The organism is Streptococcus sp. F0441 (genome assembly GCF_000314775.2).
Classification (GTDB): Bacteria; Bacillota; Bacilli; order Lactobacillales; family Streptococcaceae; genus Streptococcus.
In genome coordinates this window covers 447009-463838 of record NZ_KB373321.1, presented here as the reverse complement: position 1 = coordinate 463838, position 16830 = coordinate 447009, and the positions used below count along the sequence as shown (strand labels likewise).

15 protein-coding genes are annotated in these 16830 nt (G+C 41.0%); all 15 read right to left on the bottom strand.

Features of this window, described 5'->3' with window-relative positions:
* Nucleotides 1-15: 15 nt before the first annotated feature.
* A complete protein-coding gene (locus HMPREF9188_RS02200) occupies nucleotides 16-1815 on the bottom strand; it encodes a VirD4-like conjugal transfer protein, CD1115 family (RefSeq protein ID WP_009729759.1) in 1800 nt (599 codons plus the stop codon).
* Complete coding sequence (locus HMPREF9188_RS02195; protein ID WP_009729758.1) at nucleotides 1812-2330, bottom strand: hypothetical protein; 519 nt, start codon at nucleotides 2328-2330, stop codon at nucleotides 1812-1814. Before HMPREF9188_RS02195 ends, HMPREF9188_RS02200 begins: the two co-directional genes overlap by 4 nt.
* 12 nt (nucleotides 2331-2342) lie before the next feature.
* Nucleotides 2343-3182, bottom strand: coding sequence for a hypothetical protein (locus HMPREF9188_RS02190; protein ID WP_009729757.1), 840 nt, complete (start codon nucleotides 3180-3182; stop codon nucleotides 2343-2345).
* Nucleotides 3136-3408 (bottom strand): hypothetical protein, encoded by a 273-nt coding sequence (locus tag HMPREF9188_RS02185; protein WP_009729756.1) that lies wholly within the window; start codon nucleotides 3406-3408, stop codon nucleotides 3136-3138. Before HMPREF9188_RS02185 ends, HMPREF9188_RS02190 begins: the two co-directional genes overlap by 47 nt.
* Complete coding sequence (locus tag HMPREF9188_RS02180) at nucleotides 3405-4049, bottom strand: hypothetical protein (RefSeq protein ID WP_009729755.1); 645 nt, start codon at nucleotides 4047-4049, stop codon at nucleotides 3405-3407. Before HMPREF9188_RS02180 ends, HMPREF9188_RS02185 begins: the two co-directional genes overlap by 4 nt.
* Before the next feature lie 19 nt (nucleotides 4050-4068).
* Entirely contained in the window at nucleotides 4069-6705 is a 2637-nt protein-coding gene (locus HMPREF9188_RS02175; RefSeq protein ID WP_009729754.1) for a phage tail tip lysozyme, read from the bottom strand.
* A gap of 25 nt (nucleotides 6706-6730) precedes the next feature.
* Nucleotides 6731-9085 (bottom strand): VirB4-like conjugal transfer ATPase, CD1110 family, encoded by a 2355-nt coding sequence (locus tag HMPREF9188_RS02170; protein ID WP_009729753.1) that lies wholly within the window; start codon nucleotides 9083-9085, stop codon nucleotides 6731-6733.
* Nucleotides 9045-9392, bottom strand: coding sequence for a PrgI family mobile element protein (locus HMPREF9188_RS02165; RefSeq protein ID WP_000197456.1), 348 nt, complete (start codon nucleotides 9390-9392; stop codon nucleotides 9045-9047). Before HMPREF9188_RS02165 ends, HMPREF9188_RS02170 begins: the two co-directional genes overlap by 41 nt.
* Entirely contained in the window at nucleotides 9389-9622 is a 234-nt protein-coding gene (locus HMPREF9188_RS02160) for a hypothetical protein (protein ID WP_009729752.1), read from the bottom strand. The genes HMPREF9188_RS02165 and HMPREF9188_RS02160 overlap by 4 nt, the downstream gene beginning before the upstream one ends.
* A gap of 8 nt (nucleotides 9623-9630) precedes the next feature.
* Entirely contained in the window at nucleotides 9631-10377 is a 747-nt protein-coding gene (locus HMPREF9188_RS02155) for a hypothetical protein (RefSeq protein WP_009729751.1), read from the bottom strand.
* Nucleotides 10378-10400: 23 nt separating this feature from the next.
* The gene (locus tag HMPREF9188_RS02150; RefSeq protein WP_000340303.1) at nucleotides 10401-10625 is read right to left on the bottom strand and encodes a hypothetical protein; all 225 of its coding nucleotides are present in this window, start codon (nucleotides 10623-10625) and stop codon (nucleotides 10401-10403) included.
* A gap of 73 nt (nucleotides 10626-10698) precedes the next feature.
* Nucleotides 10699-11184, bottom strand: a complete 486-nt coding sequence (locus HMPREF9188_RS02145; RefSeq protein WP_009729750.1) for a hypothetical protein — start codon at nucleotides 11182-11184, stop codon at nucleotides 10699-10701.
* A 63-nt stretch (nucleotides 11185-11247) separates the two neighbouring features.
* Entirely contained in the window at nucleotides 11248-15540 is a 4293-nt protein-coding gene (locus HMPREF9188_RS02140) for an SspB-related isopeptide-forming adhesin (RefSeq protein ID WP_009729749.1), read from the bottom strand.
* A gap of 26 nt (nucleotides 15541-15566) precedes the next feature.
* Nucleotides 15567-16400: an LPXTG cell wall anchor domain-containing protein gene (locus HMPREF9188_RS02135; RefSeq protein WP_009729748.1), complete on the bottom strand. Its 834-nt coding sequence runs from the start codon at nucleotides 16398-16400 to the stop codon at nucleotides 15567-15569.
* Between the two features lie 16 nt (nucleotides 16401-16416).
* Nucleotides 16417-16725, bottom strand: a complete 309-nt coding sequence (locus HMPREF9188_RS02130) for a hypothetical protein (protein WP_009729747.1) — start codon at nucleotides 16723-16725, stop codon at nucleotides 16417-16419.
* Nucleotides 16726-16830 lie beyond the last annotated feature (105 nt).

The following is a 16830-nucleotide window of genomic DNA, read 5'->3' as shown; positions in this document are numbered from 1 at the left end:
TGTCCTTTCTGTATGTTAGGCCACGAATAACTCTTTTAGCTGCGGAGTCAAATCGTTGGCATATAGAAGCAAGCCATCGATATCCGTTCCTTTTCGAGTGTATTCGTACCAGTTTTCTTTGTCTTCAGGAGAACTTGCAATCTCATCTTTTCTAGGATGATCATAGACACTTGCTTTTTTATCTCTGAAGACATTTTGTTTAGAAATAAAGACCAATCCTTCTTCTACCCCAATTCTTGCGACTTCATCTGGAGTTAGAAGAGGGCGGCCCTGAATTTGTTTATTTTCACTTGAGGATCCATTCCGATAACTATGAGATTTTGAAGTGGATCGAGTGCGTATAGTCTGCTTACCTGACCTTGTGGAATAGTATTCCATCGTATCCTTGTCATTTGTCCCTAAAAATAGGTGAGTAGCACAGTTATTAAAGATTGTCTTCCAATCGCTTTTATATAGTGATTCTAACTGATTGACAGCTTGAATGATAATCTTAATAGACATCTCACGGCTACGAATAGAAGAAAGAACCTGGGCGAAGTTTGGTATACGCCCAATTTGCGCAAACTCATCAAAAATAAACTGAATGTGGCGAAGATTTTTTCTACTGTAGCCAGGTACTTTACCTTGCAGGATATCATCAGCCTTATGTGTAAGAACCTCAAAACCAATCGCAAACAAGATTGATGAAAGAAAATTAAAGGCGTTATTGGTTTCAGGAATAGCAATAAAAACAGCTGTCTTTTTCGTATTCCATGTATCCATTTCCATGGTATCTTCACTGATCAAGTTTCGTACATCTTCATGATCAAAGATAGAATAGCGAGAAGACAAAATCGCTACCACACTGTTTCTTGTCTCACCTGTGAAGTTTTGGAATAATTTCCACTGTTTATAAGCATAGTTGTTAGGTTGATGTTCGTTCAGTTCTTCAAACATCTGCTCGACAGGACTTGGTACATCTGGGTCCTCTCGAGACATACTTCTTAGTAGATCCGCAACGTGACCCAAATTGGGCATATATAGCTGGACTCCTGTTTCAGGATCCTTAGAGTCAAAATAGAGATAACCAATCAATGCACGTTGCAGCATCAACTCTGCTTGAACCCAGAAGTCTTCTCCAGTATGCTCACTCTTCTTCGTTCCCTCAGTAATTGCTTCAGAGATACGATCAATATCTAGCTCAGACTTCATGTAATGAAAAGGATTAAACCGATCTGAATTCTTGAGCCGAATCAAATCAAAGATTTTAACAGCATAGCCAGCTTTCTCAAGCATCTTCCCAACTTCATGTACCAGGTTTCCTTTAGGATCCGTCACAACAAAGTTTGAGTTCATCTGCATTAAATTTGGCAATACAAAAGTAAAGGTTTTACCGTCTCCTGGAAGTCCAATGACAATCACATTTTTATTGAGCTGGACATTGTAGGCTAAGCGAAAGTTAAATAGGCCCATTTTAACCTGTTTTGAAAAAATCATATTCTTCTCAAAATCAACGTCTTCAAAACGTCTCATTTCCTTCAAAGTCGCAAAACGAGCACTACCTTGCTCTTCTCCCTGGCGATATAAATTCTTATCCATAGAAGCATAGACAAGCATTGGGAGGCCGAATCCGATCAACCCTGCATATAAGGCTCCTGAATCAAAGAAAATACCAAAAGAGAAGCGTTCCCAGTGTTCTAGCAACCAACGAAGTCGCAACATTCCCATGAAAGGTACTGCTGCAGTCGAAAGTTGGTAGTAATGGTAAAAAGACTGGAAAATAACAAATGAAAATAGCCCAACCACCAGGTAGGGCCATATAGGTTTTCTAATCATCGTGTCTTCTCCTTCCCAAACTCCTTCGTAACAACTGGCATCATTCCTTTATAGACCTTATTTGTCTTATAGTAATTGATTTTATCTTCAGGAGTCATTTCATGTGGTTTCTTCAGCACCTTTTTCGCAAACTCTTCCAATTTTTCTGGGTTTTTCGTGATGTCTGCCAACATATCTTTGAGAGCCTTTTCTACCAGGGGACGATTTTTTGTTTCAAAGAAGAGATAGGTTGTCCCATCTTTTTGATGATAAGTAAAACCCACCTTATACTCTTCCAAGTAATGCTTTAACTTGGCCAAGTGGACTTCACTGTTTAGTAACTTCTCAACGTCTTTTTCAGACTTGGTGGCCATAAAGTCATTGAATAGCGTCTCCCCTTCAAAAGTTCGATTCGCTACCTTATGTTGATTCTTGTCATAGTGGGCTTTTGCGAGGGCATATAGGGCTTGTATTGTCATCTCTAGGGTTACTTTTCCTTTTAACGCCAGGGAATGACTAACTTTTTCTTGATCCATATAAGCCCTCCTTTATTTTGGATAATTGGATAGTTCTGGCTTCGCAATAACCTGGAAACCATAACGTGCTTCAGGTTCTTCCTTTACAGTAACTACCAAGCGTTTCTGACTTCTGTTTTCCCCGTCTTTCACGGCCACCACATAGGTCAGTTGATAGGTTGCTTCATCGACCATCAAGCTAGACTCCAAAATCACTGACTGCAGTTGACCTGGTTGTCTGTCTAGCACTAACTGAGGAGCTACAAAATCATCCATCTTCCCTTTATCAGAGTAATAGACTGGTAAAAAGTAACGTGAAAAAGCATCTAGTTTCCCTGTTTTTGACTGAATAGTTTTTAAATCAGAAAGTTCCTTGGATACGACCGATAGTTGCTTTTCTTGATGGTAAACTAGCGTAATTGATAAGCCAGCAACTGTCAGACTTCCTACTAGACCAAGCACCACCAAAACTCTTCCCAGATACACCAAAAAAGAAGGTTTGGAGGAGGTTTTGGGTTTGGGTGTTTCATGTTTCAAGGAAGGGACTTCTGCTTTTTCTTCAGGAATCTGTGCCCCATGTTTTGTTTTAGCCTGGCGCTTAAAGAGAGAGGTTTTTGCTTCTTTCGGCGCCATCTCCTGGTGATTCACCGTACCAGGCTTCAGGAAGAGACTGTCTGCAATTCCCTCAAACGGCAAATAAATATCTTCTTGATAGAACACTACATTCTTCTTATCAAGCTCCTCTACCAATAAAACGGCCTCTGCCTCCTGGTGTTTAACCTTAGCATTTTCTCGCTCCAGGGCTTGATACACAAGGTCCCGATTTTTATACGTTGTGGTCGTGTTTTGTGTCAGATTGGTTAAACGGTACATCTTTTTCAGCTCCTTTCAATTTTCCTTCAGCAAGAGCTGTTTCAATATCAGCCCAGGTTAAATTATGTTCGGCCAAGTAGTTTGACCGTTCCTCATGTTTGGCCAGAATGATTTGAGTTTCTAGCTGCTGCAGTTTCTCTTCTTCCTTCTTGGCCTTGGTCATATAGGCAGCTAAGCGGTCTTCCGCTTTCTGTTTTTGTTTTTCCAAAGTTTCTAATTTTGTCATTGCTCCTTTTTCCCTTCTGTACTTTGTGTTTGGTTAGTGATTGGTTTGTTTAACGATGGAATACTCGCCTTTTCGCTGGCGTTCAAGCTGTCCACAATCAAAATGGGGTCAATATGATTTACCAGGTATTTCCCATCTTGCTTGCTGAAGCGAATCCGTATGGTTCTTGAAGATCCTACGTTTGTTTGGGCGTTAGTATAATCATACTTCTTCTGTAACTGTGTCTGAGTGTATCTCACTTGAGCTAAGGCAACATTATTTTCTTGATCGATGTAGATGATAGCAGACTTCATCTGTGTATCCACTACATAGCCCTTATAGGTTTGTACCGTTGGTTCTTCTTCAGAGTTCACTTCCTGATTGTAAGCAGCTTCTGTCATATAGGGCAAATAGCGATTTCTATTTTCTCCAAGATCTTGCTTATTGAAGTAAGCTGTCAAAAATTCCTTCACATATTCTTGCGTTAGTTCGCTTCCCTCTGCTTTGGTTTCTTGTTGCGTAGTTTCAGCTTCCTGCTTAGCTTTATTTTGCGCTGAAGTTGCTGCTCCAATCCAGAATACGAATCCTAGAACTAGCACAACTCCTATAAGGATTCCTCCTATTTTAAGGAGTTTCAATTTCTCCATATCTATCATTTTCATGATTTACCTTCTTTCTTTTTTAATTTGGTGTCGCAAATGTATAGTAGTAAGCTGGATAGAGGACAGAAAAATGAACCTTATCCTGTACTCCTTGGATATTACATTCCGAAACAAGGAATGATCCATCGGAGTTTACAGCTTCCACAATCGCAACATGGCCGTATTCACCTGGTGTCCCACCAAATCCACCTAGAACTGATACAACGGCTCCTTTCGTTGGCGACGTACTATATCGCCATCCTTTTGCGACCAGGCTTGCCACCCAATCCTGACCATTACCAAGATAACCATAAGCTCCTGATAAGTCCGTAATCGTTCCTAGTTCGACTAAACGATTATACGCATACCAAGTACACTGACCAACTGGGTAGCCGCTTCCTTGTTGTGTCGTCATGGAGGCCTGTGTAGGAGGGCGTTCCACTTTTGACTGATACTCTGCAGGGAAATCCCAAGAGGATGCTAACGCTCCACCTCCTCGAACTTGTTGAGTAAGAAAAGCGTGGATCTGCTTAGCATTATTTTGGCGCTCAAGGACCTTGTCTCCAGAATTCCCTTCCCAGTTAACCAAGAACCGCTCTGTAAGTGTCTCTACATCTTCTGTGCCGGTTAGAATCGATGTTAGTTCAGTGATGTAGTAAGGAGTATCCCCCTCCAGCATAAAATCCAGCTGCAGCTCTAAATCGTACCACTTTTTGTCTTTTGATTTTGCATAATTTAATAATAAAGTATGCCTAGTGGAACCATCCGCTGTATCTGTCCACTGACCTAATCCTAAACCTCGATGAAGAATATTTGGATACCTACCACCATAGATAGAAGGCCCTCCTATTGCTAACCAGGACTCATCGTCCCAGGAAGAAGAATCAGCCCCTACTGGCGGGCTAAGGTAATCTCCCTCAGCACGTTTAGGATTGATATTACTTTCTGTAGCAAAGTTCCCAAGCATGGCTGCCAAACCATTATCTGTTAGCCCTGGTACCTTTTGCTTCAAGTAGTCTTTTATTGCTCGTGATTTTTGCCCCAAATCACCGTCAAGTGTAGTAATGACTGAGGTTGTCTGATTGTAGATGACAGATTGAAAGTAAAAGCCTGGATTGACTGATGTCCACTTTTCTTTCTTATCCTTTGTCTCTTTTTCCTCCAATTTTTGATACTGAATGACCTGGTAACCATTTGCCGTTACCTTCCCAACCTCGTCTCCAGCTTTGACCTGATCACCATCAGAAACACGGATATTTCCTACATCTTCATAAGTAAAGATGGCTTTATCTGTTTTGATTGATACAGTCGTATCATCTGTCACACTGACTTTACCCTCAAGAGGAGCTCTTATAGCTTGCCCTGTTGAAGCTTTTAGTTGTGTTTTCTCATAGATTTCACTCTTAGAGGTATAACCAAACCGCTTCAGGATAACTAGAGGAGCTTGATAAGAAGGGTCATCTTCCTGGTAAAAGGGGTTAGCTAATTCTTGATAAGAGGGGTATCGACCAACCTCTTTAGTCAACTCCTCTAGCTCTTTATACTCTTCTAACTCGCTATCACTCAACTTAGCCCACTTGAGGTCTGACGAGGAGCCATATAAATCAGCCATCTTTTTCAAATTATGAGGATCATCATTCAAATGATTCCAAAGATCATTCAAAGCATCCGAATAGTGATTGAAACCTAATGTCCCAGCCCATTCTCCACCAGTTCCCTCATTCCAGTTACTTTCTGGTTTCCACTCACTGCCGTAGCGAAAGTTCATGAAAAAGATCATGTCATCGATGTTTGTCCAATAGTCTACCTTATCATTGGACTTCTCTCGATCTCGTTTACTGATCTGAAGCCAGGACTTATTCAGGTCAAATTCATTTTGTTGGACAGGACCACCGCCTCCAAATATGGCCATAAATATCCCTAGAACAGCAAAGATGAGGAACATCAAGAAATAGGACTTAACTGCTAATGGATTGGATAAGATGGAACGTAGAGGCTTTGTCGCAACCTTCAAAACCTTCCCTGTACCTCTTGATACCTTCCCAAATTTTGAACGAGCTAGACGATTTCTAGCCTGTTTCATCTTTTTGCTGAGTTTTCCTTCCCAGGAGAACTCTCTAGGTGTTCGAGTATACCCTCGCCCTCTGATAAAATTATAGGTCTTATTTGCCCTACTGTAACTATGCTTGATTGAGTACTTAGACAGATTTCCTACAGCATTTAACGCTCTTTTAGAGGCGTTTACCTGGTACTTAAATTGACGAATGTTTTGCCTCGCCTGAACCCAGTCTCCAAGAATCTCATTATCTCTGACTGTCTTCTCAACGTCGTGTCTCGCTTTCATTCGAGTGCTTTGTTTTGTTCGTCTCTTTATACGATTGGGAATATAGCTGTCATCAGCTTTTTTAGCTCGTTTATAGAGCGTTGTTGCAATTTGTTTTTCCAACTTTGCTCGATCACGTTGTTGCTTAAAGAAAAGACCTCTAGCTGTTGCTTGAGGTCCTTTGTGTAGTTTATAATCTTTGTTCGCTAAGCGATAATTCTTCTTAGCTTCTTTAAATGCAACTTTTGAGTCTAAACGTGCTTCTTTAGGATGTTTTTCTGCATTGAGGGAGGATCCTTCTTTGATTCTCCGCTTGCGCTCCTGTTTTAATTGATGGGGATCACTTTCAAACAAAAGAAATCACCTCTCTTTCTATTTTTTAACTATCTGTCGCAACCAATTGATACAGTTTGGTATCTTTAGGGATAGGATTTTCAAATGGGACAATCGTATCCCCAGCCACGATCAAACCAGTACCTTTCGCTTTTGGGCGCAAGACAAATCGCTCCAGTGAAGGCGTAAGAGGAATAACCTGCTCCAGGGCTTCTAGGTCTGTCCGCTTCAGCTTCAGGAGGGCTAGAAACTCACAGTTTGCGACTAGCTTTCTACCTTCTTCCGTAGATAAAACAGTCTCTGGATTCTGTGTAATTCCTGTTGGGATGGCTCCATATTTCCGAATACGTGAGTAGAGTTCGGTAAAGAATGTTGCCTGAAGTTTATTCTTGAAGTAGAGCTGCAACTCATCAAAGTACAACCATGTAATGGTTCTACCTTGGTTATTGACTACCTGGTTCCAGATGAAGTCCTGAATCACCAAGAGGGCAAATGGCTTCAATTTACCACTCAACTGCTTGAGATTGAAGATAATAAAGCGACTATTCATATTGACGTTTGTAGGGTGTGCAAAGATATCATTTGATCCAATAGTATAAGGTTCTGCCTTCAGCGCCAGATCCTTAGCAACAGCTTCAGGTTGACGTTCCAAAACGGCTTGCCAATCCTTAAAGGTTGGTTTTTCAAATTCCTCATAGGTCTTTCTCGTCACACGGTCAATCATCGCAAATTCATCGTCTGATACTTCAGAGAATATGTTCTCAAACAAGGTTGATAAGAGGTTTGATTTTTGGCCAATCGGATCACTATCTTCTGCCTGCAGTTTATCCTTATCAGGTAGATCCAATAAGTTGAAGTGATGTTGTGATCCAGGAGCGATTGTAATAATTTCAGCATCTAATTCTCGACCAATAACAGTGTATTCATCTTCAGGATCGACGATAATAATATTATCTTCAGGGTAACTTAAAGTTGTAGGAATAATCTCTCCTCCTTTAGCAAGAACTGACTTTCCTGATCCTGAAGTCCCAAAGATACAACCTGAACCTGTATTCAAGTCTTTCTTACGGTCAACTGTGATAGCGTTCTTAGATAGCTGATTCTGGCCATAATAAATTGCACGTGGACTGTTAGATCGAAGATCTACGTTGGTAAATGGGACTTGTGTGGCCAGGTTACTGGTAGTCATATCTCTCATAAAACGGCGTTTCACATTGATAAATGGAATCCCAATCGGTAGAATCGTATTCAAGGATTCTTCCTGGTACAAATAACACTTATCCAGTTCTACCGTATTCTTACGGACAGATCGTTGAACCTGCTCAGTATAGATATTCAATTCTTCCAGACTGTCAGCCATGAAGAAAATCGTCATCACACCTGAAAACATTTTTTGGTCATTATCCTGGAGTTCCTCCGTCCATTTCTCTGTTTCACGAGAGGTCTCTACAGCCTTCCCACCAACGGCCAAGTCACTTCCATAACCTTCTTTTGCGGCAGTCTTCTGACTTTTGATCATTTCCCTGCGGACACTTGACTTGACTGTCTTGATTTTCTTCAGGGCATCTGCAGTATCATAGGGCTTAGCATGCAAACTGATAGCCAGTTCAATTCCTGTATCCAGGATGTTCTTAATCAGTTTGTCATTCAAGAAGGTAGGATATTGTCTAACATACAGCACCCTTGCGAAACAATCATCAATTTTCATATGATCTTTTTCAAACTTCAGATAGTTTGGGGCTACAAAGTCCCTGGTTGATAGTCCAGAAATAGCGATATCTTCATAGTTAAAATCAATAAAATCTTCTCGTCTCAAGAGTTTTCGGAAGATAAGAAGGCGATCTAATCCCTCTAATTCCTTAAAAGAAATTCCTAAGCCACTATATTGGCTTTCAATAACGCTGGCTGTATCATCGAGGATTCTTCTAGCTTGATGGTCCTGATCCGTTTGGGTTGTAATCGTCAGATATTTTTCTACCTTAAAGGTATTTTGTTCCTGAGAGAAACGATCATTGATTATCGCATTGTATTCTTTACGATAATCGTCATATCCATCTCCAACCAAATCATATCGGATAGAAGATAAGCTATTACTTTCTACCCTACGATTCAGGATCAATAGCTGCATATCATTATCAATATCCAGCGAGTTAAAAATATCAGCATTTGTCTCAATGATATCAATTCGCTCATCATCTGTTGCAGTAATATAGCTTGTATCACCTAGGCGATAGGTCTTTGAAAATTGATCATTTGTAATTTTCATAAGTCCATCAGGTGTAAGCCATTGATAATTAAGGCTGTTCTGTGTAGAGGCCGTCATGGTACGTCTCAAACGTTTAGCCCGTTCCCGTTCTTCCTTAGAGAGTTTCGGGGTTTTCTTTCGGCCGAATAAATTCATTTCTTGTGTATTCCTTTCTGTCATAATCTGTCTGATAAGAGCGTTCCTGCTTGGTTAACATGAAACGAACATTATCTTTAATTTTTTCATCAAAATAACACCCGAAAATAACAAAAGGCGCTAATAACAAAATATCAACGCCGTAAAGAATGGTATCGGGTGCCTTCAGCCAATAGAGGATAGTAGTGACAACTACTGTCAATGCGATACCAAATAGTAGCACTAACTGCCTCAGTGTCATATATCCTATAACTGGCCTTTCGTAGCTATCTAAAGCCTTTAAAAATTCACTTCCTAAACGTGTCATTCTGTTCCTTTCTTCCAATTATCTTTTCTAAAGAAAATAAATTCACTTCCACACGCTAAAATAATACCACTTACGATAGCCAGCCAATGTGGCTGGAGAGCCCTACGGCACAAGTAATAAAAAAAGAGAGTCCTAAGTAAAAACAGTAGCCCCCAGACTACTGTTTTTAAAATAACTCTCAAAATATTTCCTAGCACTTGCTGTTGCTTCTGTGAGTGCTTTTTAAACATTTTTTCTCCTAGTTCACCTGCATGATATTTTTGGCCATACGTTGGCTGCCGAAGAGCATGACAATGTAAATAATTCCTTTAGCGATGGCAACTAAGGCAGTTGTCCAAGCTCCAGTCTTATCAACTGTCAAAAGATCGTTGGTTACAATTGCTGGATAAAGCATGATCACAACCACTAAAATCAATCCCTGTAGGACAGTCGCAATATAGAGCTTAAAGAAGCCGAAGCAAATTGGGCGTAAGCTGTCCACCATGTAACAAGCGACAATAATTTTAGCGATTCCCTTATACGTGTAAAGCGTAAAGGAGCGTAACAAGATCAACAATTTAGTCGAAATTTGACCAACAAAATCGACAACCCAATAAATAAATTGAAGCATAGCTTTTGCGATTGCATTAACTCCCTTTAGATCTGGTGCTTCAGAACTGAAGGGATCTGTAGCATTCTTAGCTACTAACTTAATAATAACATTGAACAACCAGGACAAAGCATCAAAAATTGCGTCCGCATAGAGGATTAAAAAAAGAGCAATAGCATACTTGAGAATTTCTTCAATCCAAAGCTGAAAAGACAGCTCCCCACCATTGCTTTTAAGTTGTTGATGCCAATTCATGAGGTTGATCCCCATAAAAAGGAAAAGAAGCAAAATGGCGACCTTCTCCATCGAACCAGAAATAGTTTCCATCAACTCATAAGCAGTCGAATTATAATCTTTCAGACTCATGGTTAGTTGATCAAGTGTGGATTGGTTCATAAAACCACCTCCTTTTCTTCATTCTACCCAAGTGACTGAAGACCTGTTGCTAAAGCTGTAAAGAGTGCTTTTAGGACGGCACCGAGAAGAGCTCCCAAGATCAAACTTTGAATTCCTTTATCTTTCTTATCATCCAATTCACGTTTGATCCCGACCGCTAAGTCCCAGGCTCCCCAAGCGGCCCATCCAATACCGATGATCCCACCGATATTTCCAATTTTGTTAATAAAATCTACAACTGCATCCATTCTTTTTTCTCACTTTCTTTTTATAAAAAAGGTACTAAGAAAGATTCCTAGTACCTACTTTGTTTATTTAATACTATTTTTCATCCTCTGGACGAAAGGTTAGAGAGAGAGCTGTAATCACAGCTAAGACAACGATAATGGTTGTTTCCCACCAGTGATAGATTGGAACACCTTCTGGCATTATCCAATTTTTAAACCAAAGGTCAACACTTGCTGGAGCGGTTCCTTCCTTTGTTAGAAAGGCCCAATAACACACAACAAGAAACGCAACTATGACCTTAAACACAAACCAACCAATTGCTGTTGCAATCAAGCTCTTAATCAGATTAAAGATAAAGAGGAGAAACATGAGTGGAGTCGCAACCATCAAAACGGCAGCTCTCGCAATCACACTCGGTAGGTTTTTTATTCCTGACCAGATGGCTTTTCCCAGCCAACGTAGGCCTTTTTTCCACTTCTTCTCTTCAGGTCTGGTGACTTCTGATTTTGTTTGAGTTGGGGTATAGTATCTATATCCACTTCTAGTCACATGTGCATCCATTTTCGTGTCCTTTCTCATCTCTCTTCCCCCTCTTTTTTATGGCTTCATTATACCATAGATGAGGGGGAATTTCTAGATGTTCTATTTTTTATGTTTACGAAGCCCTGCTCCTGCAAGACTCAACAATCCCAAAAACATTCCCCAAGTTGGAAGCATGCTTGCTGCTGTTCCAGTGTTTGGAAGCGATGCTTGTGGTTGTGGCTTGTGTGGTTCTTTAGGCTCTGGTTTTGGAGGTTCTGGAGTGTTGGTTGTTACCTTCGCAATCATTTCTTGTCCATTGACAATATTGATGAAGGTATTCTCAACTTCTCCAGCTGCGATACGCTCAACCTCGATGTAGAAGTCAGCATCAAAGGTACCTTTAACTCCTAGAGAGTTCAAGAAATCTTGATTGATAACATAAGACCATACCCCTGTTTTCTCGTTCCACTTAATAGTCACAAGTTTCTTGATAAACTCAGAATTTGTGCCTTGGTTGAACTCAAAGGTAAAGGCATAAGTGCTACCTTTGGCAATCTTATCCCCTGCTTTGATAAGCTTACCATCCTTAAGGATAACATCGTAAGGCAACGTTAGGTCTTTTTCTGCTGTGTATTCTGTACCCTTGATGACACCTTTCCAATTACCTGTATAACGGTCATGCTTCATATCGAGCTTATCCAAACCGTCATATTGGTACAACGTATGGTGTCTTTCTGGAACAGTTGCACCGTCAAGAAGGTACTGAATCAATTCACCCATTTGAACTTCTTTACCGTCAAGAACTTTCTGACCTGTTTTATCAAGCGCATGTTTTTCTGGGTGTTTTGGTTTAGGTGGTTCTGGTGTACGAGTAATAACCTTAGCGGTCATTTCTTGTTTATTGACAATATTGATGAAGGTATTCTCAATCTTATCACCAGTTTCAATACGCTCAACCTCGATGTAGAAGTCAGCATCAAATGTTCCTTTTACTCCTAGGGAGTTAAGGAAGTCTTGATTGATAACGTAAGACCATTGACCACCTTTGGCATCCCACTTAACAGTCACAAGTTTCTTGATGAACTCTGAATTGGTACCTTGGTTAAACTCAAATGTAAAGGCATAAGTGCTACCTTTGGCAATCTTATCCCCTGCTTTGATAACCTTACCATTTTTCAATGTCACGTCATAAGGCAACACAAGCTCTTTTTCTGCTGTATATTCTGTACCCTTGATGATACCTTTCCAATTACCAGTATAGCGATCATGCTTCGTATCGAGTTTATCCAAACCGTCATATTGGTACAACGTATCATGTTTTTCTGGAACAGTAACACCGTTAAGAAAATACTGGATATAGTCGCCTAATTGAACTTCTTTGCCATCAAGAACTTTTTTACCTGTTCTATCAAGCGCATGCTTTTCGGGTTTCACGTTAGGAACCTCAACTGTTACAAGATTTGACTGATAACTATTACCAAAATCAATCTGTTTAAAATCGTTCTTTACGATTTCCCCTGCTTTAACCAGGAGTTTAGCTGGGAGATCAACAGTAACATTCTTATTTGGTTTCACGTAGTTTTGATAGAAACTCTTGGAATCTTTTGCTACCCAGAGATAGAACTCACCTCTAGGATTCAAGTTCAATTCCTTTAGAATCTTATTGATAGCATCTGTACGTCCTTTGTCTGAAAGCACATGATGCATCTCAAAGAGTTTTTTGACATCTTGTCCTGCAGCAGTCATCTTGATCTTGCTGTGGTCAACTGTGAAGGCATTGTCTTGAACATCATCCAGGATAGCAAACTTCTTGCCAAGTGCTTTCTCTGAAGCAATGGTTTTAGCGTAAGGGCTGTAATCTGTCATCAAGCGGAAGGTCACGTTGCGGTCAAATGTTGTCGCACCATTGATATCCTTACCAGAGCGGTCCAAAACAGCTTTAACTGGTTTTGGGGCTGGTGGTGTGTAGTTTGTGACTGGATTAGAGTAAACCTCGTAGTTATTCACTAACACTTTATAAGTGTTATCATAGAAGCCCTTGTCATAGATAGGCTTCCAGGTAATCACAGGAGCTTCTAAGCGTTTCCCTTCGTAGGTTGCAGTAAAGGTGTAAGTATTCTTTCCTGCATCGTAAGCAACGCCCCATCCTGCTTTCTCTGCAGCTGCCTTTGTAACAGCTACATCAGGAACTGCTCCAGCTTCGAGTGGATCAATGATGGTAATCTTGTCCCCTTTTTTAAGGTTCGCATAGATATTGTCATGGGTCAATGTATAGGTCTGAGTAGCGTTTTTAGCTACTGTTTGGCCATCTGTGTTAGTCTTGTCTGTATCTGCTACAGATTTGCTGACAACTGGCTTATACTGCAACTTGTAGCCGTGATAGCTTGCAGACAATTTCTGATTTTTGGTTTCAGAAAGGGTTTTAAGCGCCAAGGTTGGCTTAACTGGATTCTTCGCTTTGACCAATTCAGTTGATACAGGTTCCGTTTTGACAGGTTTCACGGTTGTTTTTGTGATAGTTGCAGTAGCTGGAACTTCAACGACTGGCGTTACAACCTTTGTATTCAAAGCGAACCAATAGGTTTGGCCACTTGGATTATCTGGTCCATCCCATTGAATAAATTCGGTTGTGAAGGCTGTCCCTTCCTTGAAAACACCAAGTGCGGCCCCCTTGTATTGGTAAGGTGAGTCAGATGTATCCCAAACATGCCCCACATCTTCTTGGCGGTTGTACTCTTCAGCGTAAACATATCCATAATCCTTGTTATAGGTTACAGTTGAGCCGTTAATTTCAACATGAGTTCCGTTAATGGCTTTCGCACCTTCCCAACCAATAAGATTATGGTTTAGTGAGGAATACGTCAACGTTGCAGGTGTCTTTTCACTTGCTTGGAAGGCTACTTCTTTCCCATCCACATTGTAGTAGTAGGTATCCGTAACCAAGAAATTCATGTAGTCTGCTGCTCCACCAGCTCCATCGTTACGAGCTACTACGAATCCTTCTGTTGGATCATTCAAGACATAGACATCATTCAATCCTGTCTTCCCTTGATTAAGAAGCTCGAATTTTCGATGGATACGAGAAATATCATGCTTTTTACCATCTGCAGTTGAAACAGTCAAACCTTTCAGATTAGTGTAGTCAACTTCTGTTTTCCATCCAGTGCCAACATCCTTGTATTTCAAGACTTTAGTCGAGTCAAGAACACGAGTATAGCCTGACGTTCCATTTGAGGAAGCGATGTAATCTTTAGTGGTTACCTGCGCTCCTGGAGCAGAGGAATCCACTGTTGCTTCAGGATTTGCTGTCGCAATGCTGAGGGCTTGCAAGACTACTTCTTTAGTGTAGCCTTCCGTACTTGTTTTAGCACGAAGCTCATTATACTTCTTCTGCCATTCAGCCTGGTTCTGCTTAGCTTTATCAAAGGCCGTTTGGTTTTGTTTGGCAATTTTGTTGGCTTCATCTACTGAAGAAACTTCCTGTGTTTTAGAAGTTAAAAGTACACCAGATTTTTTCAAATCTGCTGACTTACGATCAGCATCTTGATTGACTTGATCACTAGCATTCTTCTTCTCTGTGTAGGCAGCCATCAGGGCTTTGTTAAGCTCCACTTTGCCTTTTGCAGTCGCAATAGCCTGGTCATTTTGTTTCTTCAATGCTTCTACTTCTGCGACTGAAGAGACCGTACGTGTAACGACTTTAACGTCAACCTTTTCTTTCTTCAGCTGTACAGATGCGCTTTCTACCGCTTTGTTTAGAGCAGTAGCTTGTTCAACAGTAGCATCATACTTAGCTTTTTCACCCAGGTATTTTGTTACTGCTTGTTGGTTATCTGACAAGACTTGTTTAGCTGTTTGAGTAGCTTTCTTGTTTTTGTCGGCAGTTCCATCTGTGGCAGTCGAACCGTCATTCGTCACTGTGACAGTCGTTGCCCCTTCATGTTTGGCTTTGTTATCAGCTACAAATTGATTATTAGCGTGAATAGCTTCCTGCGCTTCCTTGAAAGCTTCGTTGTTTTGAACTTGTTTTGTAGTTGTGGCTTCAAGTTCCTGAACTTGTTTATCCTGATCTTGTTTAATCTCAGACTTAGACTGTTCAAGTCTTGGAGCAGTGGTATCTGTCCCCTTATCAACGCTTGGTGTTTCAGATACAACTACTCCAGCTGTTTTAGCTTTGTCAGCAGCCTTTGTGACTGCTCCATTATCAATCGCTACAGACTGGCTTCCTGTTGTTTTACCAGCTTGTTTAGCGTATACGTTGTTGTCGTTTTTGCTTTCAGGCTGTACTGCTTCATCCGCCAATACAGAACCTGCAGAGAAGGCTACAATACCTGCAACTGCAATTCCTGATACTAAGCCTTTAGCCCATTTTTTCTTACGGAAATATCCGTGTCCTTGTGTTTTTTCTGCCATTTAATGTTTTCCCTTTCCATTTCACCTTAAAATAATTTTTTCTTGTAGAAGTAGCCAACTGCGGTCAATAACATTCCACCGATTGCAGCTAGGAAACTTTGTTCTGTTCCTGTGTTTGGCAAAGTCACCATTTTACCATCTGCAGTTGAAACACTGATGGTCTTGTCTTCATTCGTAACACCTCCAAGCGCTTCAGGAGCAACTACAGAGCCATCTTCAAGGACAAGATTCCCGTTTTGAGTGCTGACAATGGAATCACCTGTACTGGTTTGAACAGGTGCTTTTGTCACATCATGAACGACTTGTCCTGTTGAGCTTGAAGTGGTTCCAATTTGTGACTTTCCTTGCTGATTTGCTTGATCAGTAGTTTTTGGCTGTTCATCTGGAACACCATCTAAACTACCTGCGTTATCCTTATCTTGCGCCTTGTCTGAAGGCGCTGGTTTATCAGCTGGCACTCCGTCAAGACTTCCTGCGTTGTCTTTGTCTTGTGGTTTGTCTGATGGTGTTGGAACACCATCGAGGCTACCTGCATTATCCTTGTCTTGCGCCTTATCTGAAGGTGCTGACTGACCTGGTGTTGCTGGTTTGTCTGCTGGAACACCGTCAAGACTTTCAGCGTTATCCTTGTCCTGCGGAGCACTTGGCGCTGTTGGATCTACTGGAGTAACTGAAGGCTCCGTTGGCTGAACTGCTGGAGCCTCTGTTTCCGTTGAAGCGCTAGGCGTTGTTGGCGTAACGACTTCTGTTGCTGGGGCAGAAGAATCAATTGGTGCAGGCTCGTCTGCTGATACATAACCAGCTTGTGCAAGTGCGATAGTTGAAAGTGCTAGTGTAGCTAATACTTGTTTCTTGTTCATTTTGATTTTTCCTTTTCTAATTTTTAGTATTCTTAGGCTGGTAGCCTTTTCCTGTCAAGCGAAGTTCCACTCCCGATGGACTTCTGACTTTCCTAGCCACTATGTGGCTTCCTTTTTTGATAGTGCGAATTTGATCATAAACCTTTTTATAAGGCAAATGAAATTCAACATCCTTTAGAACACCGTCTACGTATCCTCTAGCCTGTTTGACTGCATAGTCTGGCTTCAGGATAAGGTCTGTTCCGTCCTCTAAGCGAGCTGTCGCACCTCCTTGTTTTCCTAAGTTTTTTAAGTCCCTTAAGCGGACAGTTGTTTCATCTATCATAGATTTCTCCTTGAAGTTGAAAGGCGAAATAACGCCGTGCTGTGTAAAAACGTATTTTTACATCGGTATTTCATGCGCTGGGTTTATAGTCTAGGAACCCTTACT